Annotated in this window: 19 protein-coding genes; 11 read left to right on the top strand and 8 right to left on the bottom strand. The window is 55.5% G+C overall.

Going from position 1 to position 16,747, the window contains the following annotated elements:
* The first annotated feature begins 4 nt into the window (after positions 1-4).
* The 3 genes from C1N60_RS21125 to C1N60_RS21115 all read left to right on the top strand — a co-directional run bounded on the left by C1N60_RS21125 (position 5) and on the right by C1N60_RS21115 (position 2,570).
* Entirely contained in the window at positions 5-1,252 is a 1,248-nt protein-coding gene (locus C1N60_RS21125; RefSeq protein ID WP_127835072.1) for an MDR family MFS transporter, read from the top strand.
* A 168-nt stretch (positions 1,253-1,420) separates the two neighbouring features.
* Positions 1,421-1,807: a VOC family protein gene (locus C1N60_RS21120; protein ID WP_104187702.1), complete on the top strand. Its 387-nt coding sequence runs from the start codon at positions 1,421-1,423 to the stop codon at positions 1,805-1,807.
* Between the two features lie 13 nt (positions 1,808-1,820).
* The gene (locus C1N60_RS21115; protein WP_394521961.1) at positions 1,821-2,570 is read left to right on the top strand and encodes a 2-phosphosulfolactate phosphatase; all 750 of its coding nucleotides are present in this window, start codon (positions 1,821-1,823) and stop codon (positions 2,568-2,570) included.
* Positions 2,571-2,632: 62 nt separating this feature from the next.
* On the opposite strand, the gene C1N60_RS21110 is transcribed toward C1N60_RS21115, so the two are convergent.
* Positions 2,633-3,067: a GNAT family N-acetyltransferase gene (locus C1N60_RS21110; protein ID WP_394521993.1), complete on the bottom strand. Its 435-nt coding sequence runs from the start codon at positions 3,065-3,067 to the stop codon at positions 2,633-2,635.
* 314 nt (positions 3,068-3,381) lie between these two features.
* Here C1N60_RS21110 and C1N60_RS21105 point away from each other — a divergent pair, with 314 nt between their 5' ends.
* Genes C1N60_RS21105 through C1N60_RS21095 form a run of 3 tightly spaced genes read left to right on the top strand, consistent with a single transcriptional unit; the run spans position 3,382 to position 4,797 of the window.
* Positions 3,382-3,705, top strand: a complete 324-nt coding sequence (locus C1N60_RS21105) for an antibiotic biosynthesis monooxygenase family protein (protein WP_394521960.1) — start codon at positions 3,382-3,384, stop codon at positions 3,703-3,705.
* On the top strand, positions 3,698-4,090 hold the full coding sequence (locus C1N60_RS21100; protein WP_136545956.1) for an amino acid-binding protein: 393 nt from the start codon (positions 3,698-3,700) through the stop codon (positions 4,088-4,090). Before C1N60_RS21105 ends, C1N60_RS21100 begins: the two co-directional genes overlap by 8 nt.
* On the top strand, positions 4,087-4,797 hold the full coding sequence (locus C1N60_RS21095) for an ArsR/SmtB family transcription factor (RefSeq protein ID WP_282954502.1): 711 nt from the start codon (positions 4,087-4,089) through the stop codon (positions 4,795-4,797). Before C1N60_RS21100 ends, C1N60_RS21095 begins: the two co-directional genes overlap by 4 nt.
* Positions 4,798-4,846: 49 nt before the next feature.
* Here C1N60_RS21095 and C1N60_RS21090 read toward each other — a convergent pair whose 3' ends face one another.
* Positions 4,847-5,794 (bottom strand): sulfonate ABC transporter substrate-binding protein, encoded by a 948-nt coding sequence (locus tag C1N60_RS21090; RefSeq protein ID WP_058770463.1) that lies wholly within the window; start codon positions 5,792-5,794, stop codon positions 4,847-4,849.
* 242 nt (positions 5,795-6,036) lie between these two features.
* Between C1N60_RS21090 and C1N60_RS21085 the strand changes: the two genes are divergently transcribed.
* The 3 genes from C1N60_RS21085 (at position 6,037) to C1N60_RS21075 (ending at position 9,271) form a co-directional block, all read left to right on the top strand.
* Positions 6,037-8,091 carry an FUSC family protein gene (locus tag C1N60_RS21085; protein ID WP_394521959.1) on the top strand — a complete coding sequence of 685 codons (2,055 nt, stop codon included), beginning with the start codon at positions 6,037-6,039 and terminating at the stop codon, positions 8,089-8,091.
* A 106-nt stretch (positions 8,092-8,197) separates the two neighbouring features.
* On the top strand, positions 8,198-8,419 hold the full coding sequence (locus C1N60_RS21080; RefSeq protein ID WP_010615756.1) for a YdgH/BhsA/McbA-like domain containing protein: 222 nt from the start codon (positions 8,198-8,200) through the stop codon (positions 8,417-8,419).
* A gap of 150 nt (positions 8,420-8,569) precedes the next feature.
* The gene (locus tag C1N60_RS21075) at positions 8,570-9,271 is read left to right on the top strand and encodes an aspartate/glutamate racemase family protein (protein WP_058775545.1); all 702 of its coding nucleotides are present in this window, start codon (positions 8,570-8,572) and stop codon (positions 9,269-9,271) included.
* A 125-nt stretch (positions 9,272-9,396) separates the two neighbouring features.
* Here the strand turns inward: C1N60_RS21075 and C1N60_RS21070 are convergent, their stop codons facing one another.
* The 6 genes from C1N60_RS21070 to C1N60_RS21045 form a co-directional block, all read right to left on the bottom strand.
* A complete protein-coding gene (locus tag C1N60_RS21070; RefSeq protein ID WP_058775546.1) occupies positions 9,397-10,668 on the bottom strand; it encodes an alanine racemase in 1,272 nt (423 codons plus the stop codon).
* An 11-nt stretch (positions 10,669-10,679) separates the two neighbouring features.
* Positions 10,680-11,417: an amino acid ABC transporter ATP-binding protein gene (locus C1N60_RS21065; protein ID WP_021508752.1), complete on the bottom strand. Its 738-nt coding sequence runs from the start codon at positions 11,415-11,417 to the stop codon at positions 10,680-10,682.
* Entirely contained in the window at positions 11,414-12,058 is a 645-nt protein-coding gene (locus C1N60_RS21060; protein WP_394521958.1) for an amino acid ABC transporter permease, read from the bottom strand. Before C1N60_RS21060 ends, C1N60_RS21065 begins: the two co-directional genes overlap by 4 nt.
* Entirely contained in the window at positions 12,055-12,792 is a 738-nt protein-coding gene (locus C1N60_RS21055; protein ID WP_021508750.1) for an amino acid ABC transporter permease, read from the bottom strand. The genes C1N60_RS21060 and C1N60_RS21055 overlap by 4 nt, the downstream gene beginning before the upstream one ends.
* A 53-nt stretch (positions 12,793-12,845) precedes the next feature.
* Positions 12,846-13,682 (bottom strand): ABC transporter substrate-binding protein, encoded by an 837-nt coding sequence (locus tag C1N60_RS21050; protein WP_021508749.1) that lies wholly within the window; start codon positions 13,680-13,682, stop codon positions 12,846-12,848.
* A gap of 193 nt (positions 13,683-13,875) precedes the next feature.
* On the bottom strand, positions 13,876-14,268 hold the full coding sequence (locus C1N60_RS21045) for a RidA family protein (RefSeq protein ID WP_021508748.1): 393 nt from the start codon (positions 14,266-14,268) through the stop codon (positions 13,876-13,878).
* Positions 14,269-14,649: 381 nt separating this feature from the next.
* On the opposite strand from C1N60_RS21045, the gene C1N60_RS21040 reads away from it, so the two are divergent.
* Positions 14,650-15,402: an IclR family transcriptional regulator gene (locus tag C1N60_RS21040; protein WP_010615761.1), complete on the top strand. Its 753-nt coding sequence runs from the start codon at positions 14,650-14,652 to the stop codon at positions 15,400-15,402.
* Between the two features lie 150 nt (positions 15,403-15,552).
* The gene (locus C1N60_RS21035) at positions 15,553-16,659 is read left to right on the top strand and encodes an ABC transporter substrate-binding protein (RefSeq protein ID WP_394521957.1); all 1,107 of its coding nucleotides are present in this window, start codon (positions 15,553-15,555) and stop codon (positions 16,657-16,659) included.
* Positions 16,660-16,747 lie beyond the last annotated feature (88 nt).

The following is a 16,747-nucleotide window of genomic DNA, read 5'->3' as shown; positions in this document are numbered from 1 at the left end:
TAGCATGCTTCCGTTCTCGCTGCGTCCTGTCTCTACCCTGCGCCCGGGCGTTTTGCTGGGCAGCCAGTTTGTTTTCAACATTGGCTTTTACGCGGTCGTTCCCTTTCTGGCGATATTCTTACGCGATGATATGTTGCTCTCCGGCGGCGTTATCGGGCTGATTCTGGGATTACGCACGTTCTCCCAGCAAGGGATGTTTCTGCTGGGCGGTGCGCTCTCTGACCGTTACGGCGCAAAGATCATTATCCTGTGTGGCTGTCTGGTCCGGATTGCGGGTTATCTGTTGCTGGCACTGGGGCAATCGCTGTGGCCGATCATTCTGGGTGCCTGTCTGACGGGCATCGGCGGTGCGCTGTTTTCTCCGTCAATTGAAGCGCTGCTGGCCAAAGCGGGAACGCAAAGCGAGGCCAAAGGCAAGCGCGGCCGCGCGGAGTGGTTTGCGCTGTTTGCGGTGTGCGGCGAACTCGGTGCCGTACTGGGCCCGGTGGCTGGCGCACTGCTGACCGGATTCGGTTTCCGCCAGGTGGCGCTGGCAGGGGCCGCGGTCTTTGTCATCGCGCTGATGGTGCTGTACTTTTTTCTCCCTGCTACAGGTAACAGCAAACAGGCGCTGAAAATTGTCCCCTGGTGGATGACCTTCCGCCAGCCGCGTTTTGTCGCTTTCATCGTGGCTTACAGCTCGTGGCTTTTGAGCTACAACCAGCTGTATCTGGCGTTGCCAGTGGAGATTCGGCGAGCAGGCGGCAACGAGAAAGATCTCGGCCCGCTCTTTATGCTGGCCTCGGTGTTGATCATCGCTTTTCAGCTGCCGCTGGCGCGCTTTGCACGACGCGTGGGGACGGTAAAAGTTTTACCGGTGGGTTTTTTGCTGCTCTCCGCCGCGTTTGCCAGCGTGGCCCTGTTCGCGTCAACCACGCCGCCTGACGGCTGGCTGCGGTTAATCCCTGCGGTGTGTCTGGTGACGTTTCTGACATTCGGCCAGATGCTGCTGGTGCCGTCGGCCAAAGATTTGATTCCCCGCTTTGCCGACCCCGCGACGCTGGGTGCACATTATGGCGCCCTGGCCACTGCCGGCGGCTTCGCGGTGCTGGCCGGAAATTTAATGTCTGGACCGCTGCTGGATAACGCGCTTATTCCCTCAACGCAGGCTGTTTATCCCTGGCTGCTGCTGGCGCTGTTTCCCCTGTGCAGCGCCGTTGCCATGACCCTGATTTGTCGCCCGCTGCGCAGTGCGCCGATCGGGAAAACCTGAATAACGGATGCCGCTGCTCCGGTTATACCGCCGCGGTGCTGTAGCATGACATGCACAACGCGGGTAGGCAGGTTGCGCAGGCTCTCATCGACAAATGACCAGCCCGATCATGTGTAAACTCTACCTGGTTAACAACACCCAGAAAAACGTTTTCAGGAGTCAAGCCAGATGTTTACGCACATGCGCATTGCCAGACCCGTCTCCCAGCTTGAACGATCGGTGCTGATGTTTAGTCAGGGACTGGGTCTGCAAAAAATTGCCGAATTCCACGATCACGACGGTTTCAATGGCGTGATGCTGGGGCGAAAAGACCTCGACTGGCACCTCGAATTCACCTGCTGCCCGGGACATCCCGTTCAACCCGCGCCAACCGAAGACGATCTCCTCGTCCTCTATTATCCGGATGAAAATGCATGGAAGCTGGCATGTGCAACCATGATTGAAGCGGGTTTTAAACGGACGAATTCTTTTAATCCTTACTGGGATGTGAATGGGCAAACCTTCGTCGATCCCGACGGGTACCGGGTGGTGATGCAAAACAGGACGTGGGAATAACGGAGAAAGCCTCGTGCAATGGTTCAGTCAGGAAAAATTTGCGGTTCGTCTTGAGTGGGGACTGCCTGCGGTAGAGCATCTTGCCGGGGAAGTCGACTGCGCTGTCATTGTTGACGTTATGTCGTTCTCAACTTGCGTCAGTATGGCTGTCAATAATGGTGCCTGTGTCTATCCGTACCCCTGGAAAGATGCTTCTGCTATTGAATATGGTTTGAAAATGGGAGCCAGCACAGCGAGTCCGGACAGGCGATTCAGCGGTGAAGGTTACAGCCTATCGCCGGCTTCGCTAAGAAACATAAGCGAGGGTGAAAAACTGGTCCTCCCATCGCCTAACGGTTCAGCTGTTTCATTCAAAGCAAGGGATGCAGGAATAGCAGTGTTGAGCGGCTGTTTCAGAAACATATCTGCGACCGCGAATGCCTGCCGTTCCTTCAGCCGTGTTCTGGTAATTCCCTGTGGAGAACGCTGGCCCGATGGTAGCCTTCGACCCAGTATTGAGGATTATGTGGCTGCTGGCGGAATTATTGCTGCAATGGGGCGTCAAAATTGCTCACCAGAAGCAGAGGCTGCGGTGGCTGTCTGGCAGCATTACCAGAAGCAAAACCTGGTGCTTTTACGGGAGTGTTCGTCTGCAATAGAGCTGATGCAACGTGGATTCGCCGGGGATATCGATCTCTGCCTTGAAGTAGACAAGTCCAGCCTGGAATGCCGGCTTTGGGGTGATGCCTATATGTCAGCATTGCCCGGGCAAAATAGTTTCTGACCGACCAGACGGTGCGCTCTGTGCCAGGAGCCGACATCAATGAATATTGCTGTGGATTTCACTCAGCGATGTTTCTCTAATCTGATATCAGTGTCATTGATGTCAATTTTATTGCCCCAGCCGAGCTGTATATAAAATTTTGCTGCACGACTTTGTTTGTCAGTTTCAAGCCAGGCAATCTCATGATGCCTGAATAATTCATTCTCCGCGAGTTCAACAAGCCTGCGGCCTATACCCCTGCCTTCGTACTCCGGGAGAACAAAGGCAGCAAAAAGGTAGCCTTCATCAGGTAAAATCATAGAGAAACCAATAATTTTCTCGTCATCAGTCGCAACCCATGCACAGCGACTCTTTTCAATCAAATCAGCTACTACGTTTTCGGTAATCCCGATTCGCCGCATTTCCTCACGACTCAAATGATTCTCGATAACTGAGATTCTGACATGAAACATGCCATCGATATCAGCTGCCTGGGCAGTTCTTATATTTATGTTCAGAGGTATAACTCCATTCCAGGATAAGCATAAATTTTAGTATTGATGCCATTTTTATAAAGTCATCAGGGTTTGAGTCCAAAGCTGCTCGTAATGTCTTTTTTCGCTTGTACCAGATATCGAAGTGTATATGAATCCGCTTTGTATCAGAAGCGGCCATAGCCAGTGGTTCCACATTCCCGCCGTTTAACTCCTGAGCATGCTGATTATCGCTTATCCATGCCGGTGGCTTCGCTGACACACACACTTCGGTATCGGCCGAAGCAATATGGCTTCGTCTTCATTAAGCTGTCTGAAAATTAACGAAGGAGCGGACCATGATTGCAGTACTTTTTGAGGCAGAAGCCCTGCCAGCAGCTCAGGAGCGATATCTTCAACTAGCTTCTGAGCTGAAGCCTCTCTTATCCGACACGCCCGGATTTATTTCCATAGAACGCTTCCAGAGCCTGACCACGCCCGGCAAGATCCTCTCTTTGTCCTGGTGGGAAGATGAGGATGCTGTCGCCGGGTGGAAACGCAATGTGATGCATCAGGCCGCGCAGCAAGAAGGCAGGCAGTCGATTTTTTCATTCTACAGAATACGGGTAGCCAGCGTATTCCGTGAGTACTCTTCTGATAAGGGAACCAATCCGCATGCATGACATTCACGTTATTCTCAAAAATAGCCCGGGCTCACTGGGTTTACTGGGGAGTGTATTGGGGAAAAGCGGTGTGGGTCTTGAAGGGGGTGGCGTGTTTACAACGCCTGAAGGCGGGCATGCACACTTCCTCGTTGAAGACGGTTATAAAGCGCGCACGGTATTAACTGAAACCGGTTTTGACGTCTGCAACGTATGTCGTCCTCTTGTCAGAAAATTAGCGCAGGAACGTCCCGGCGAGCTGGGCGAAATAGCTGATACTCTTGCCCGGAACGGCATCAATATTCTGGTACAGTACAGCGACCACAGTAACCGGCTCATTCTTATCACGGATGATGATGTCAGGGCAGGTGAAGTAACCCAAAAATGGGCAATACCTTCTGAATGAACCTCCTTAATACAACGCGCGCAAGTGAGCCGGATAATGTGCCTGAAACATCGATGGCAATGGTGGCGTCTGCGCTGGCGGACCCGTCAAGGGTGAGTATTCTTTGCGCTCTGATGGATGGGCGCGCATGGACAGCGACCGAACTTAGCGTAGTGGCTGGCATAGCAGCGTCGACAACCAGCGGGCATCTGAACCGACTCCTTAGCAGCGGTCTGGTCATTTGCCTGATGCAGGGGCGTCATCGCTATTACAGTCTGGCCGGTCATCATATCGCCGGATTGCTCGAAAACCTGATGGGGGTTTCCATGTGGACAACTAAGGCCCCCGTTTCCAGTACGCCGGTTCATCTGCGTTACGCACGCACCTGCTATGACCATCTGGCCGGCGAGCTTGCTGTCAATATTTATGACTTTATGCTTAGGGAAAATTGGCTGGAAGCAGCGGGAACGGGACTGACATCAGCCGGCAAAATCCATTTTGAGAACATGGGCGTTATGCTGAATTCCCGCACACGGCGCAAGCCCTGTTGCCCCTGTCTGGACTGGAGTGAAAGGCGTTTCCACCTCGGCGGTGATGCGGGCTCAGCCCTGTTTACGCTTTTCCTTCAAAAAGAATGGGTCAGGCGTATACAGGGCTACCGTGAAGTCAACGTAACCGATTCAGGCCGGGTTGCAATGTATCGGCTGTTTAAACTGAAAATCAGTTGAATTAACGTCAGGCGCCAGATCGCCCGACCTTTCAGATTTAACAAAAAGCTTATTTTTTATCCAGCGACCAGGTCGCGCTGCGCACATCGACTTTCACCGGCAGCAGGCCGACGCGGGTGAAGGTGTCCGCCAGCGCCTGCTGTTCCGCAAACACCTGCGGTGACATGCGTGACGCGCCATAAGGCAGGCGTTGCAGCGTGGTCTGCCAGATGGATTTATCCAGACCGGTGGATTTCGCCAGAATCGCGGCGGCTTCATCCTGATGCTGATTGGCCCAGTCGCTCAGCTTGCTCAACTCGTCAACCACCTGCTTAGCCGTTTGCGGGTGGTTTTCGGCAAACGGGCGGCTGGCAAGGTAGAAGGTGTAGTGCGGCACCAGACCTTCGGCGTTGCGCACTTCACGCGCGCCGGCGTTGGCTTCGACCTCAGCCAGATAGGGATCCCAGATCACCCAGGCATCAATTGCGCCTTTCTGGAAGGCGGCGCGCGCATCGGCCGGCGGCAGGTAAACCGGCGTGACATCTTTATAGTTCAGCCCGGCATCTTCCAGCGCTTTCACCAAAAGATAATTGACGTCTGAACCCTTGTTCAGGCCAACGCGTTTGCCTTTGAGATCGGCCACGCTTTTGATGGGTGAGTCTTTCGGTACTACGATAGCTTCGGTTTTAGGGTTGGCGGGGGAATGTCCGAGATAAATCAGATCGGCTTTTGCCGCCTGCGCGAAGGCGGGTGGCGCATCGCCGGTGGCGGCCAGATCGATACTGCCCACGTTCAACCCCTCCAGCATTTGCGGGCCGGCGGGGAATTCCACCCAGCGCACCGCAATACCCTCTTTTTTGAAGGTCTCATCCAGCGTGCCGCGATATTTCAGCAGCGCAAAAATGTTGGCTTTCTGATAGCCGATGGTGACGGTTTCCGGGTTGGCGGCAAAGGCGTGCGTGGCGAGCAGGCCGAAGCTGAGTGCCAGTGCGCTCAGGGCAAAACGTTGTGCTTTCATGGGACGTCTCTCGTGGTTTTTCCTCCATCCTGGCAAAGTTGTTATATAACCAATAAATAACTTTTTAATATCGCTTATAACTCTAATTCCAGCCTGCAACAGCATTCACTGTAATGGGCAAGTTGCATAGAGAACCGGATAATTAGCACGGTAATAATTTGTATAACAAATCAAAATGTCAACGCCGCAGGCTTCTGTCAGGATAAGCGATAACGTTGCCTGCTATAGGTTGCTCCCGTTCTATGAAGTGGTTTTCCCGAAGCGCCGTACTATTCTCTGCCAAAACCTGTCTGGCCGCCTTTCTGGCTTTTTATCTTGCGCTGGAACTCAACCTGGACAAACCCGCCTGGTCACTGACCACCGTGTATGTTGCCTCGCAGCTGTATTCCGCTTCGACGGTGTCCAAATCGGTGTTTCGCTTTTTTGGCACCGTGCTGGGCGGGCTGTTTACTCTGTTGATCTATCCGGCTACGGTCCAGTCGCCGATGCTGTTCAGCCTGTGTATTTCACTCTGGGTTGCCATCTGCCTGTATCTCTCGCTGCACGACCGCACGCCAAAAAGTTACGTCTTTATGCTGGCCGGCTACAGCGCCGCCATTATGGGCTTTCCCGATGTGACCTCGCCCGGCGCCATTACCTATACGGTGATTTCCCGCATTGAGGAAATCACTGTGGCGATTGTCTGCAGCAGCCTGGTGCATCGGCTGATCTTCCCGGTTTCGATGCGTCATCTGCTCGAACAGAGCGTCGGGCTGTGGTATCAGAACGCGCGTAAATTGTGTAGCGAGCTGATGACGGCGATGCCCGCGGCAAAATCACTGGAGCGCGAGGATATTCTGGTGCAGATGGCCAACTATCCGCTTAACGTCGAAACGCTGATCACTCACTGCGTCTATGAAGGTGATGCCGCGCGGCGGCTGGTGCGGCTGGTCAGCGTGCAGTATCAGCATTTGTCGTACCTAATCCCGACGCTCACCGCCATTGAATCGCGGCTGAATCTGCTGGCACAGCAGCAGATCCGCTTTCCCGATTATGTCGCGACGGCCTTTCAGCAATTTTTACAATGGCTGAACGGCGACGCGCAGCAGCCGGTGCGCGATCGCCTCACCGACGCTCAGGAGCAGCTGCAGCAGGCCTGGCGCGCAGGGCGGCTTAACAGTGAAGAGAGCATTTTGCTCATCGGCCTGCTGGAACGGTTACTCAATTTTGTCCGTATTGCCGATGCTTACCACAGCGTCAGCGAGCGCGTCAGTGACTGGACGCCAGCGGTGAAACCGGGCAAGGCCTCACGCGCGCACAAGCATGTCGATAAAGGTCTGCTGCTGCTGTCGTGCTTTACTGCCTTCATCGCCACTTTTGCCACCTGCCTGTTCTGGATCGGCAGCGGCTGGCGTGATGGTTCAACCGCGCCGATGATGGCGGCGGTGCTGTGTTCGTTCTTCGCCGGGCTGGATAGCCCCATCGCGCCGATGAAGTTGTTTCTGAAGGGCGTACTGATCTCCATGGCGATCAGCCTGATTTACGTCACGCTGCTGATTCCGCAGGCGGTGACGTTTGAAGCACTGGTGATTTGCCTCGCGCCGGGATTGTTTGCTTTAGGGCTGGTGATCGCCAATCCGTCAACCAACCTGATTGGTCTCATCGTCGCCACGCAGATCCCCGGTTTGATCGGCATGAGCCACCATTTCAAACCCGATTTGCAGCTCATAGTGAATGCCATGATCTCCACGCTGGTGGGCATTGCCGTTGCGCTGGTACTGACGCTGCTGATTCGCAACAAACGCCCGGCGTGGACGGCCACGCGTGCGCTGCGCAAAGGCATTCGCGATCTGCTGCAGTTTATTACCGCGCTGCGCATGAACACCGCCACGCTGACGGCGCGGCAGCAATTTGTCGCACGCACGCTGGACAGGGTAAACGTGATTCTGCCGCGTAAACGCGTCGATCCGGCACCGGAACTGGTGGCGGGCGGTAACCTGATTGCGGAAGCCTGGCTCGGGGCTAACTGCTATGACTATTACACCCGTCATCGGCACCTGCTGCTGGCGAACCAGATAGAAAGCGCAGCCATGTTTCACGAGCTGAGCCAGTTTCTTAAGCAGCGGCTGAAAACGCTGGACAGCACGCCATCGCCGGCGCTTTTGCATGAGCTTGATGTGTTGCTGCTACGGCTGGAGGCGGCGGCGCAGCAGGAAAATGCGCTGTTTGCGCCGCTGTTTCATCTGTTCAATATCCGTCTGTCGCTCTTTCCTGGCGCGCGCTGGCCGCAGCCGCTGGCAGAGCAAAACCGCACATAGTGTGATTAAGATCGCACTTTTTGTTAGGTCGGTAATAATAACAGTGGTTACTATAACTCCCATGCAGAGCATTCAGCTCTGACCCAAACATTGAAGGAATATGACCATGAAAAACGTAAAAACTCTGACCATCGCTGCTGTTGCTGCTCTTTCTATGATCTCTTTCGGTAGCTTCGCCGCTGAAAGCATCTCCGTCCACGGCAGCACCCTGGATAGCGCTGAAGCCCAGGTTGCCGCTCAGGCTAAAGCGAGTGGTGCAGACAGCTACAAAATCACCAGCGCCCGCGCAGACAACGGCGTGGACATGACTGCTGAGCTGTACAAATAATAACAATCCCTTTCTCCGTTAACGTGCTTAGCCCGGGTTATCCCGGGCTTTTTTGTGCCTGCGATGCGGTTCAGCGCCGCGACGCTTTCATGCCTTCATTGAATACCGTACAGTGCCAGACGAGCTAATTTCCGTGGGGAACGGTAACTGATGAAAATGATTGGCCTGATTGGCGGCATGAGCTGGGAATCCACCGCGCTCTATTACCGCATCATCAATGAACAGGTAAAGCAGCAGCTGGGCGGACTGCACTCGGCGCGCAGCCTGATGTACAGCGTCGATTTTCAGCAGATTGAGAAATTGCAGGTCGCCGGTGAATGGCAGCAGGCCGGTGAAATTTTGGCCGAAGCCGCCCGTAGCCTGGAGAAGGGCGGGGCGGATTTCATTGTGCTGTGCACCAACACCATGCACAAAGTCGCCGATCAGATCACCATGGCCACCCGCATTCCGCTGCTGCATATCGCTGACGCCACGGCACAACGCATTCGTCAGGCCGGCGTGAAACGCGTCGGTCTGCTGGCGACCGCGTTCACCATGGAGCAGGAATTCTATAAAGGGCGCCTTGAGCAGCAATATGACATCGAGGTGCTGGTACCGGACGCTACCGGACGTAAAACGGTGCACAACATTATTTATCAGGAGCTGTGCCTTGGCGTGATCCGTGAAGAATCACGCGCGCAGTACCGTGACATCATTGCTCAGCTGGTGGCACAAGGGGCTGAAGCCATTATCCTTGGCTGTACCGAAATCACGCTGCTGGTTAAAGCGGAGGATGCGGCGGTGCCGCTGTTCGATACCACATTAATCCATGCGCAGGACGCGGTGAAGCTGGCGCTGGCAACAAATAACTAGTCTGCTAATTATAAGCTGTGTTATTATGTGTTCATTGAAGGCACAACGCCGACCCGCATGGTCGCACAGGGATGTGCCAGAACTGGCTGCCAGCACTGGCAGCCTTTTTTGTGGCTGAAAAAGCGTCAGAACGCTGTTTCCAGTGAATCGGCGACGCAATAGTCATCATCCACCAACGGTAAATAGCGCCACTTATCAAATGCGGTACAGGGATGGGAAATGCCGCAGCCAATCCAGTCGCCCGGTTGCAGCGGATCGTCCGCCGGTAACTGCAAATAAGCGTGCTGATCGTTGACGTCGGTGATGCGCAAATGCGTGGCCGCGCGCGGTGCGCTGCCGTCCGCCTGACGGATCCACAGCGGATTGGGCAGATCCTGATCGAACGGCACATCGCGCCGGCCGAAATCGACAAAGGCCAGCCCCGGCTCCGGACGCGATAACACGCGGCCCCAGATCTCCAGTGCGGCGCTGAAATGGTGCGTTGCACCCGGCTGCGCAAAGGGGGCAATGCGTGCATACAAGCCGCTGTCATGTGCCATGTACGCACCGGATCGAATCAGCGGCGTGACCGGCAGCGGCAACTGTGCCGCGCTGAAGCAGGCCGCGACCACATCGAACCACGCGCCACCGCCGGCGCTGAGAATCATTTCCCCGCTGGCAAACAGCTGGTGTTCAGCCAGCAGCGCGGCGGTCGCGATCATCATCTCGCAGTAATCTTTCACGCGCTGCACGCCTGCGGCATCGCGTCCGGCACCCAGCGCACCTTCATAACCGGCCACCCCCACCAGCTGCAGCGAGCGGCTGTCATGGATTGCCTGGGCGATTTCCAGCGCGGCCTGCGGCGAGCGACAGCCGGTGCGGCCGCCGCTGACCGACATCTCCAGCAGCACGGCGATCTGCGCGCCGCCGAGATGCTGCTCAAGCAGTTTTACGCCCTGCAGCGAATCCACATAACAGAGAAAGCCGTGGTCGGGATGCTGCTGTTGCCACTGGCCAATCCAGCGGATCCCGGCGGGATCGACCAGTTCATTGGCGAGAAACACGTTGCGGATGCCAAACTGGCGCAGCGCGCGCACCTGGGCCGGCGTCGCTGCGCTCAGGCCCCAGGCGCCGCCTTCACTGACGGCACGGCGCAGAATTGCCGGCGACATCGAGGTTTTGCCGTGCGCGGCCAGCATCACGCCGTTTTCCTGGCAGAACGCCGCCAGTTGCCGCAGGTTATTCTCCAGCGCCGATTGTTTCATCAGCATCAGCGGTGAAAAAACTTCAGGGCTGTTAAACACCGGCGTGCCGTTAGCCAGCGGCTGATTGCCCGTTCCGGCCACCGATTTAAACCGCGGCGCAGGCTGCAGCGCATCCAGCGCGCCGTCGGCCTGCAAAGGGAAGTGAATCGACATCCTGCCTCCTGTTAGTGCTCAAGCACGCGCGACAAAAACTGCTGGGTGCGCGGATTCTGCGGATTAACAAAAATCTGCTCCGGCGAACCCTGTTCGGCGATCACCCCCTGGTCCATAAACACCACGCGATCGGCGGTTTTACGCGCAAAGCCCATTTCATGCGTCACCACCACCATGGTCATGCCTTCCCGTGCCAGACTGCGCATCACTTCCATCACTTCACCAACCAGTTCGGGATCGAGCGCGGAGGTGGCTTCATCGAAGAACATGATTTTCGGCTCGACCGCCAGCGCGCGGGCAATCGCCACCCGCTGTTGCTGCCCGCCGGACAGCTGAGCCGGATAGTGATGCGCGCGCTCCGCCAGGCCAACGCGCGTCAGCGCCGCCATGCCGCGTTTGTTCGCTTCCGCTTCGGACAACTTCTGCGCTTTGATCAGCGCCAGCGTCACGTTGCCGAGTGCGGTTTTATGCGGGAACAGGTTGAACTGCTGAAACACCATACCGACGTGGCCGCAAATTTCACTGCTGCGTTTACGGTCATGCAGCGGTACTTCATTGACCCAGATTTCGCCACCGTCGGCGGTTTCCAGACCACTCATAATGCGCAGCACGGTACTTTTTCCCGAGCCGGAGGCGCCAATCAGCACCAGCACTTCGCCCGGCGACACGTCCAGGCTGATCTCTTTTAGTACCTGGGTTGCGCCAAAGGATTTGGTAATACGGCTCAGCGTAATGGCGGATTTGCTCATGATAACTGGCTCCTGGTTTGATGATGTTGAACCCAACGGGAAAGCGGAAAGCAGACAGCGAAGTAGAGCAGGGCGACCAGGCCGTAAACCACCACCGGCTGGCCAATGCGATCAACAATCGCCTGCCCCTGGTGCATCAGCTCCGACATGCCGATCATGCTGACAATCGACGTATCTTTGATTAGCGAAAGATACTGGCCCACCAGCGGCGGCAGTACGATGCCGCGCGTTTGTGGCAGCACTACGCTGAGAAACGTCTGGCGTTTTGATAATCCGAGGATCCACGACACTTCCCACTGCCCTTTCGGCACGGCTTCAATGCCGGCACGGAACACTTCCGCGATGTAAGCGCCCTGATAAATGCTCAGGCCCAGAATGCCGGCGGCGAACAGATTGATTTCATAGCCAAAATAGGCCACGCCGAAGTAAACGAACATCAGGGTGATCAGCACCGGCGTGCCGCGAAACAGCTCGGTGTACAGCACGGCAATCTCTCTGGCGATCGGCAGACGGCTGGTGCGAAGCACCGCGGCGAGTAAACCGAGCAGGGTGCTGCCGGCGATAGCGGCGATGGACAGCAGTAAGGTGATGACCAGCCCTTTCAGCAGGATTGGCAGCGAGCTAATGATAAGTTCGCTCATAACGCATTCTCCCGTTTCACTGGATTAATCAGCCATTTTTTTGCCCACCGCCAGCCGGACTTTTTTACCGGCGTCACCAGCGGCGGGTGGAACAGCCGGCGTCCGGCCACGGTGCCAAGCCATGAAAACAGGTTACTCAGCACCAGATACACCAGGGCAACGACGCTGAAAGTCTGGATATAAAGCAGGGTGCGCGCGTTAATTACCGTGGCGGTACCGGTCAGCTCCGGCAGGGCGATCGCCGAGAGCAGCGACGTACCGAGCAGCAGCTGAATTAGGTTATTGATGATCGCTGGCCAAACGGCGCGAGCAGCCTGGGGCAGCACCACGCTGAGGAAAATCTGGTGGCGCGGAATGCCGAGGATATATGCCGCCTCCAGCTGGCCCTTCGCCACGGACTGAATACCGGCGCGAAAGGTTTCCGACAAATAGGCACCCACGTTAATCCCCAGTGCCAGCACCCCGGCGGTAAAGGCGCTCATGGTGATCCCGAGCGACGGCAGGCCAAAAAAGATGATGAAAATTTGCAGCAGCACCGGCGTATTGCGGATGAACTCAACATAACAGTGGCTGATCCAGCGCAGCGGCGCCAGCGGTGAAGATTTCGCCAGCGCGGCCAGCAGACCGAGCGCTACCGCCAGCGCGAACGCCAGCAGGGTAACCTGCAGCGTGAGCCACGCGGCCTCCAGAAAGGTGTCGGCGTAACGCCACAGGGTTAGCCATTGATAACTCATGGTATGACTCCTTCAGGCGGCGCAGCCTGTGCGACTGCGCCGTGGGCGGACAATCAGTATTGCGGATTCAGCGGATAACGCGGTTTGCTGCCGAACCATTTCTCATACAGCTGGGCGTTCTCACCGGATGCGTTGATTTCAAACAGGAATTCGTTGAGGTAATTGGTCCATACCTGGTCGCCCTGTTTCACCCCAAAGGCGTTGTACTCCAGTGGTACCAGCGCTTCGTTAGTTACGGCCAGTGACGGATCGAGCTTCGCCTGGTAAGCGAGGAAGTTGTTATCCTCGATCATCGCATCGGCCTGGCCCTGTTTGACGGCCAGAATCGCCGCCTGTGATGAGTCGTACTCCTGAATTTTCACGTCGATGCCGAGGTTGCGCACTTCGTCGCCATTGGTCGAGCCTTTCACCGTGGCAATGGTTTTGCCGGCCATGTCATGCGCAGACTGAATGCCGCTGTTTTTGCGCACCAGCATTGCCTCACTGGCCACTACGTACGGATGGGTGAAGCCAATCTCTTTGGCGCGTTCCAGATTGCGGGTGAAGTTACAAAACACCACATCGACTTTGTTGGTTTGCAGATTAGGGATGCGGTTGGCGCTGGTGGTGTTGACCATTTCCAGCTTCACGCCCATCTCTTTGGCCAGCGCTTTCGCCAGGTCAACGTCGTAACCATCCGGGTTGCCGTCTTTGTCATAAAAACCGAACGGTGCGAAGCTCAGGCAGTCACCGACGCGCAATGTGCCGCGCTGCAGCACGGTTTGCAGCGCCGACTGTGGCGCGGCGCCAGCCTCTTTTTTCTCTTCGGTCGGCGTACAGCCTGCTATCGCCAGCAAGACCAGCGCACCGGCCACGGTTTTGGCACTTAATTTCAGCGATGTTGCATTCATCTTTATGCTCTCTTTAAATGTTTGACGAGACGGCGTTATTCCGCATCACCCGTTTAATAGACGATCGCCAGCGCAGCGGCCGCACCGCGTATTTCGGGTTATTTTATTGAAAAAGCAAATGTACTAATTAATATCAGGCTGGCCTGGTGTTGGCGAAGAAAATGAACATCGCAGCCTGGTTGAACGGTATTACTTATTTACGGTCGGCGCGGAAACATTTCATGTCCACTTCGACTTTGCAGTCGACCACTAGATCCTGCACGCTACAAATACGCGCCGGTGGATGACCACTGAATATCTCACTGAATACTTTGTTGAAAGAACTGAAATAACGCGCGTCGGTCAACACTGCCGTCACATGGACCACATCCTCCACGCGATAACCCGCTTCGCGCATGATGGTGAGGCAGTTGTCGAACGCTAACTGTGTCTGTTCGATGATGCCGCCCTCTACTACTTCGCCGTCGCGCATCGGCGTCTGGCCTGAGATATACAGCCAGCCATCGGCCTCAACGGCGCGGGCGAACGGCAATTTTTGCCCGCCGGTACCGGTACCGCCCTCAATGCCATAACGTTTGATCGTCATGTCTTTCTGCTCCTTTGCACACTTCTGTTTCTGTCTGATATACCAGACTGCTATCTGCAATACCGGATAGGACGAGATTTGCACAGCTGTTGCTTTTTTGCAATATGCCAATCGGCAATTAATTTTTTGCCGTGCTGGTGCGATCGCAAAATAAAATCCAGTGCCTGATTTTTTTGAATGGAAATGTGACCGCTATCGAAATTAACAGTGAGGCTCATCCTTTTTATGCGCCACAATGGGGCCCGAAAATAGCGCATGATAAATAAATTCGCCGGAAAGATTTTTATTATTGTGGGGATGGGTAATTCCGTTTGCCGGGTGTATCATGCAGCTCTTTTTAAACGCAGATGAGTAGCACCATAACGACAGGGGAGTGAGCGTATGCCGGATGAAAAAACGTCCCGGGCACGCGGTGTTGACCGGGTTATTGATATTTTTCGCCAGCTGCATATCGCGCGTCAGCCTATGGCGATGCGGGATTTAATCGAAGCGACCGGTGCACCGCGCTCCAGTATTTATGAACTGGTCAGTTTGCTGAGTGAAGCGGGTCTGGTTGAGCTTGATGCGGAAGGTGCCGTATTTTTCGGTCGTGAAATGCACTATTACGGTGCGGACTACATGGCCCACAACGATCTAATCCGTCGTGCACATCAGCTTATGGTTGAGATCGTGGCGCGTCATGGCGAAACCGTCCAGCTGTGTATGCTGGAAGGTAATAAATACACCGTGGTGCTGTCGGAGAGCAACGCCCATCCGTTTAAAATCACCTCTGATATCGGTGTGCGCGTGCCGATCACCTGGACGGCGACCGGTCGTTTGCTGCTGAGTAACTGGTCGGACAGCGCCATCCTCGACCTGATTCCGGAGGAGGATTATCGGCTGGCCAGCGGTCAGATTCTCGATAAGCAGACCTTCCTTGAAGAGATTCACCGAGCCGGCCAGCTGGGCTACTGCATGACCGAAGGTCTGTCCGAAAGCTTTACCTGCTGTATGGCTGCACCGATTCGCTCGCGCAGCGGCCAGGCGGTCGCGGCGATCTGCTTTATGGTCAGTCGTGATACCCCGGCGGAACGCCGACAGATGCTGTTGCAGGAGCTGATCGCGTCCGGGCAAAAATTGTCTGATTTCACCTGAGCCGTTGCTTCGCTACAGCGTAATGCGGCGGGCAACGGGCGCCGTATTATTCGCTTACAACCGCGTGCCGTCGGGTTTATTTTGCCGTGATTAAGGTTGTGTTAAGGTAATTGATAATAATAACTATTTCTTTTACCACGGAGTTTTGGCATGAAAACGCGCCTGTTACTGGCAATGGGGATTCTGGTCTCAACCGCAGCCTGCGCGACTGACTATCCGCTCACCGTCACCGACATGGATGGTCACACGCAAACAATCAGCAAAGAACCGCAGCACATCATTCTGCAGGATGGGCGCGATGTGTTGACGCTGGCGCTGCTCGATCGCGACAATCCGTTTAAACGTGTCGTGGCCTGGAACAATCTGCCGAAAAAGCAGGATACGCAAACCTGGGATATGCTAAAGCGCCGCTGGCCTGAAGCGACAAAAATTGTCGATATGGGCTTCAGCGATCAGGGCCAGGTTAATCTGGAAAGCGTGCTGGCGCAGAAACCAGATCTGATGATTGCGCAGCTGCGCGCTAAGCCGGCGCTGGAACAATCCGGCGTGCTGAGCACGCTGAACAACCTGCACATCCCGGTGCTGTTCGTCGATTATGAACTGCATCCGGCACAAAACACCGCCCCGAGCGTCACGCTGCTGGGCAAAGTGCTGAACCGCGAAAGCGAAGCCAAAGCCTACACCGATTTTTACCAGCAGCGCTTCGACCGCATCACGCAAGCCGTTGCGAAGGTCAAAAACAAACCCACGGTATTTATCGAACCCATTGCCGGTAACAGCGATAACTGCTGCTTTACCCACAGCCATAATGGCTGGGGTGGCCTGGTAGAAGCGGTTGGCGGCAAAAATATTGGTTCGGCACTGCTGCCAGATAATGCCGGCTTTGTCGCGCTGGAAAAAATCATCGCCATGAAACCGGATGTTTACATCATGACCGGTTCAAAGCGGCCAAACAGCAATGTGATGCCGTTTGGTTACGGCGTGCAGCCGCAGGAAGTACGTGCCACGTTTCAGACGTTATTGCAGCGTACCGGCCTGGCGCAAATCGCGCCGGTGAAGCAGGGGCGCGTGTATGGGGTATATCATCACTTCTACAATCACCCGTACAACATTATCGGCATGGAAATCCTGGCGAAGGATCTCTATCCGCAGCAGTTTGCCGATCTCAAACCGGTGGCGGATTTCCATACCCTCGTGAAGACCTTCACTCAACTGCCGGACGATGCCATCGAACTGAGCTATCCGGACAACCAGTAATTGCCCGCAGCGGGCGCCCGGCCCGCTGTTCCCATCCTGCCCAAAGCAAAACCCCACAAAAAGTGCACGACGATCATGACACTGCATA

Source organism: Pantoea sp. SGAir0184 (assembly GCF_043544755.1).
Note: the sequence above shows the minus strand (reverse complement) of the source record. Positions and strands in the feature narration are given on the sequence as shown.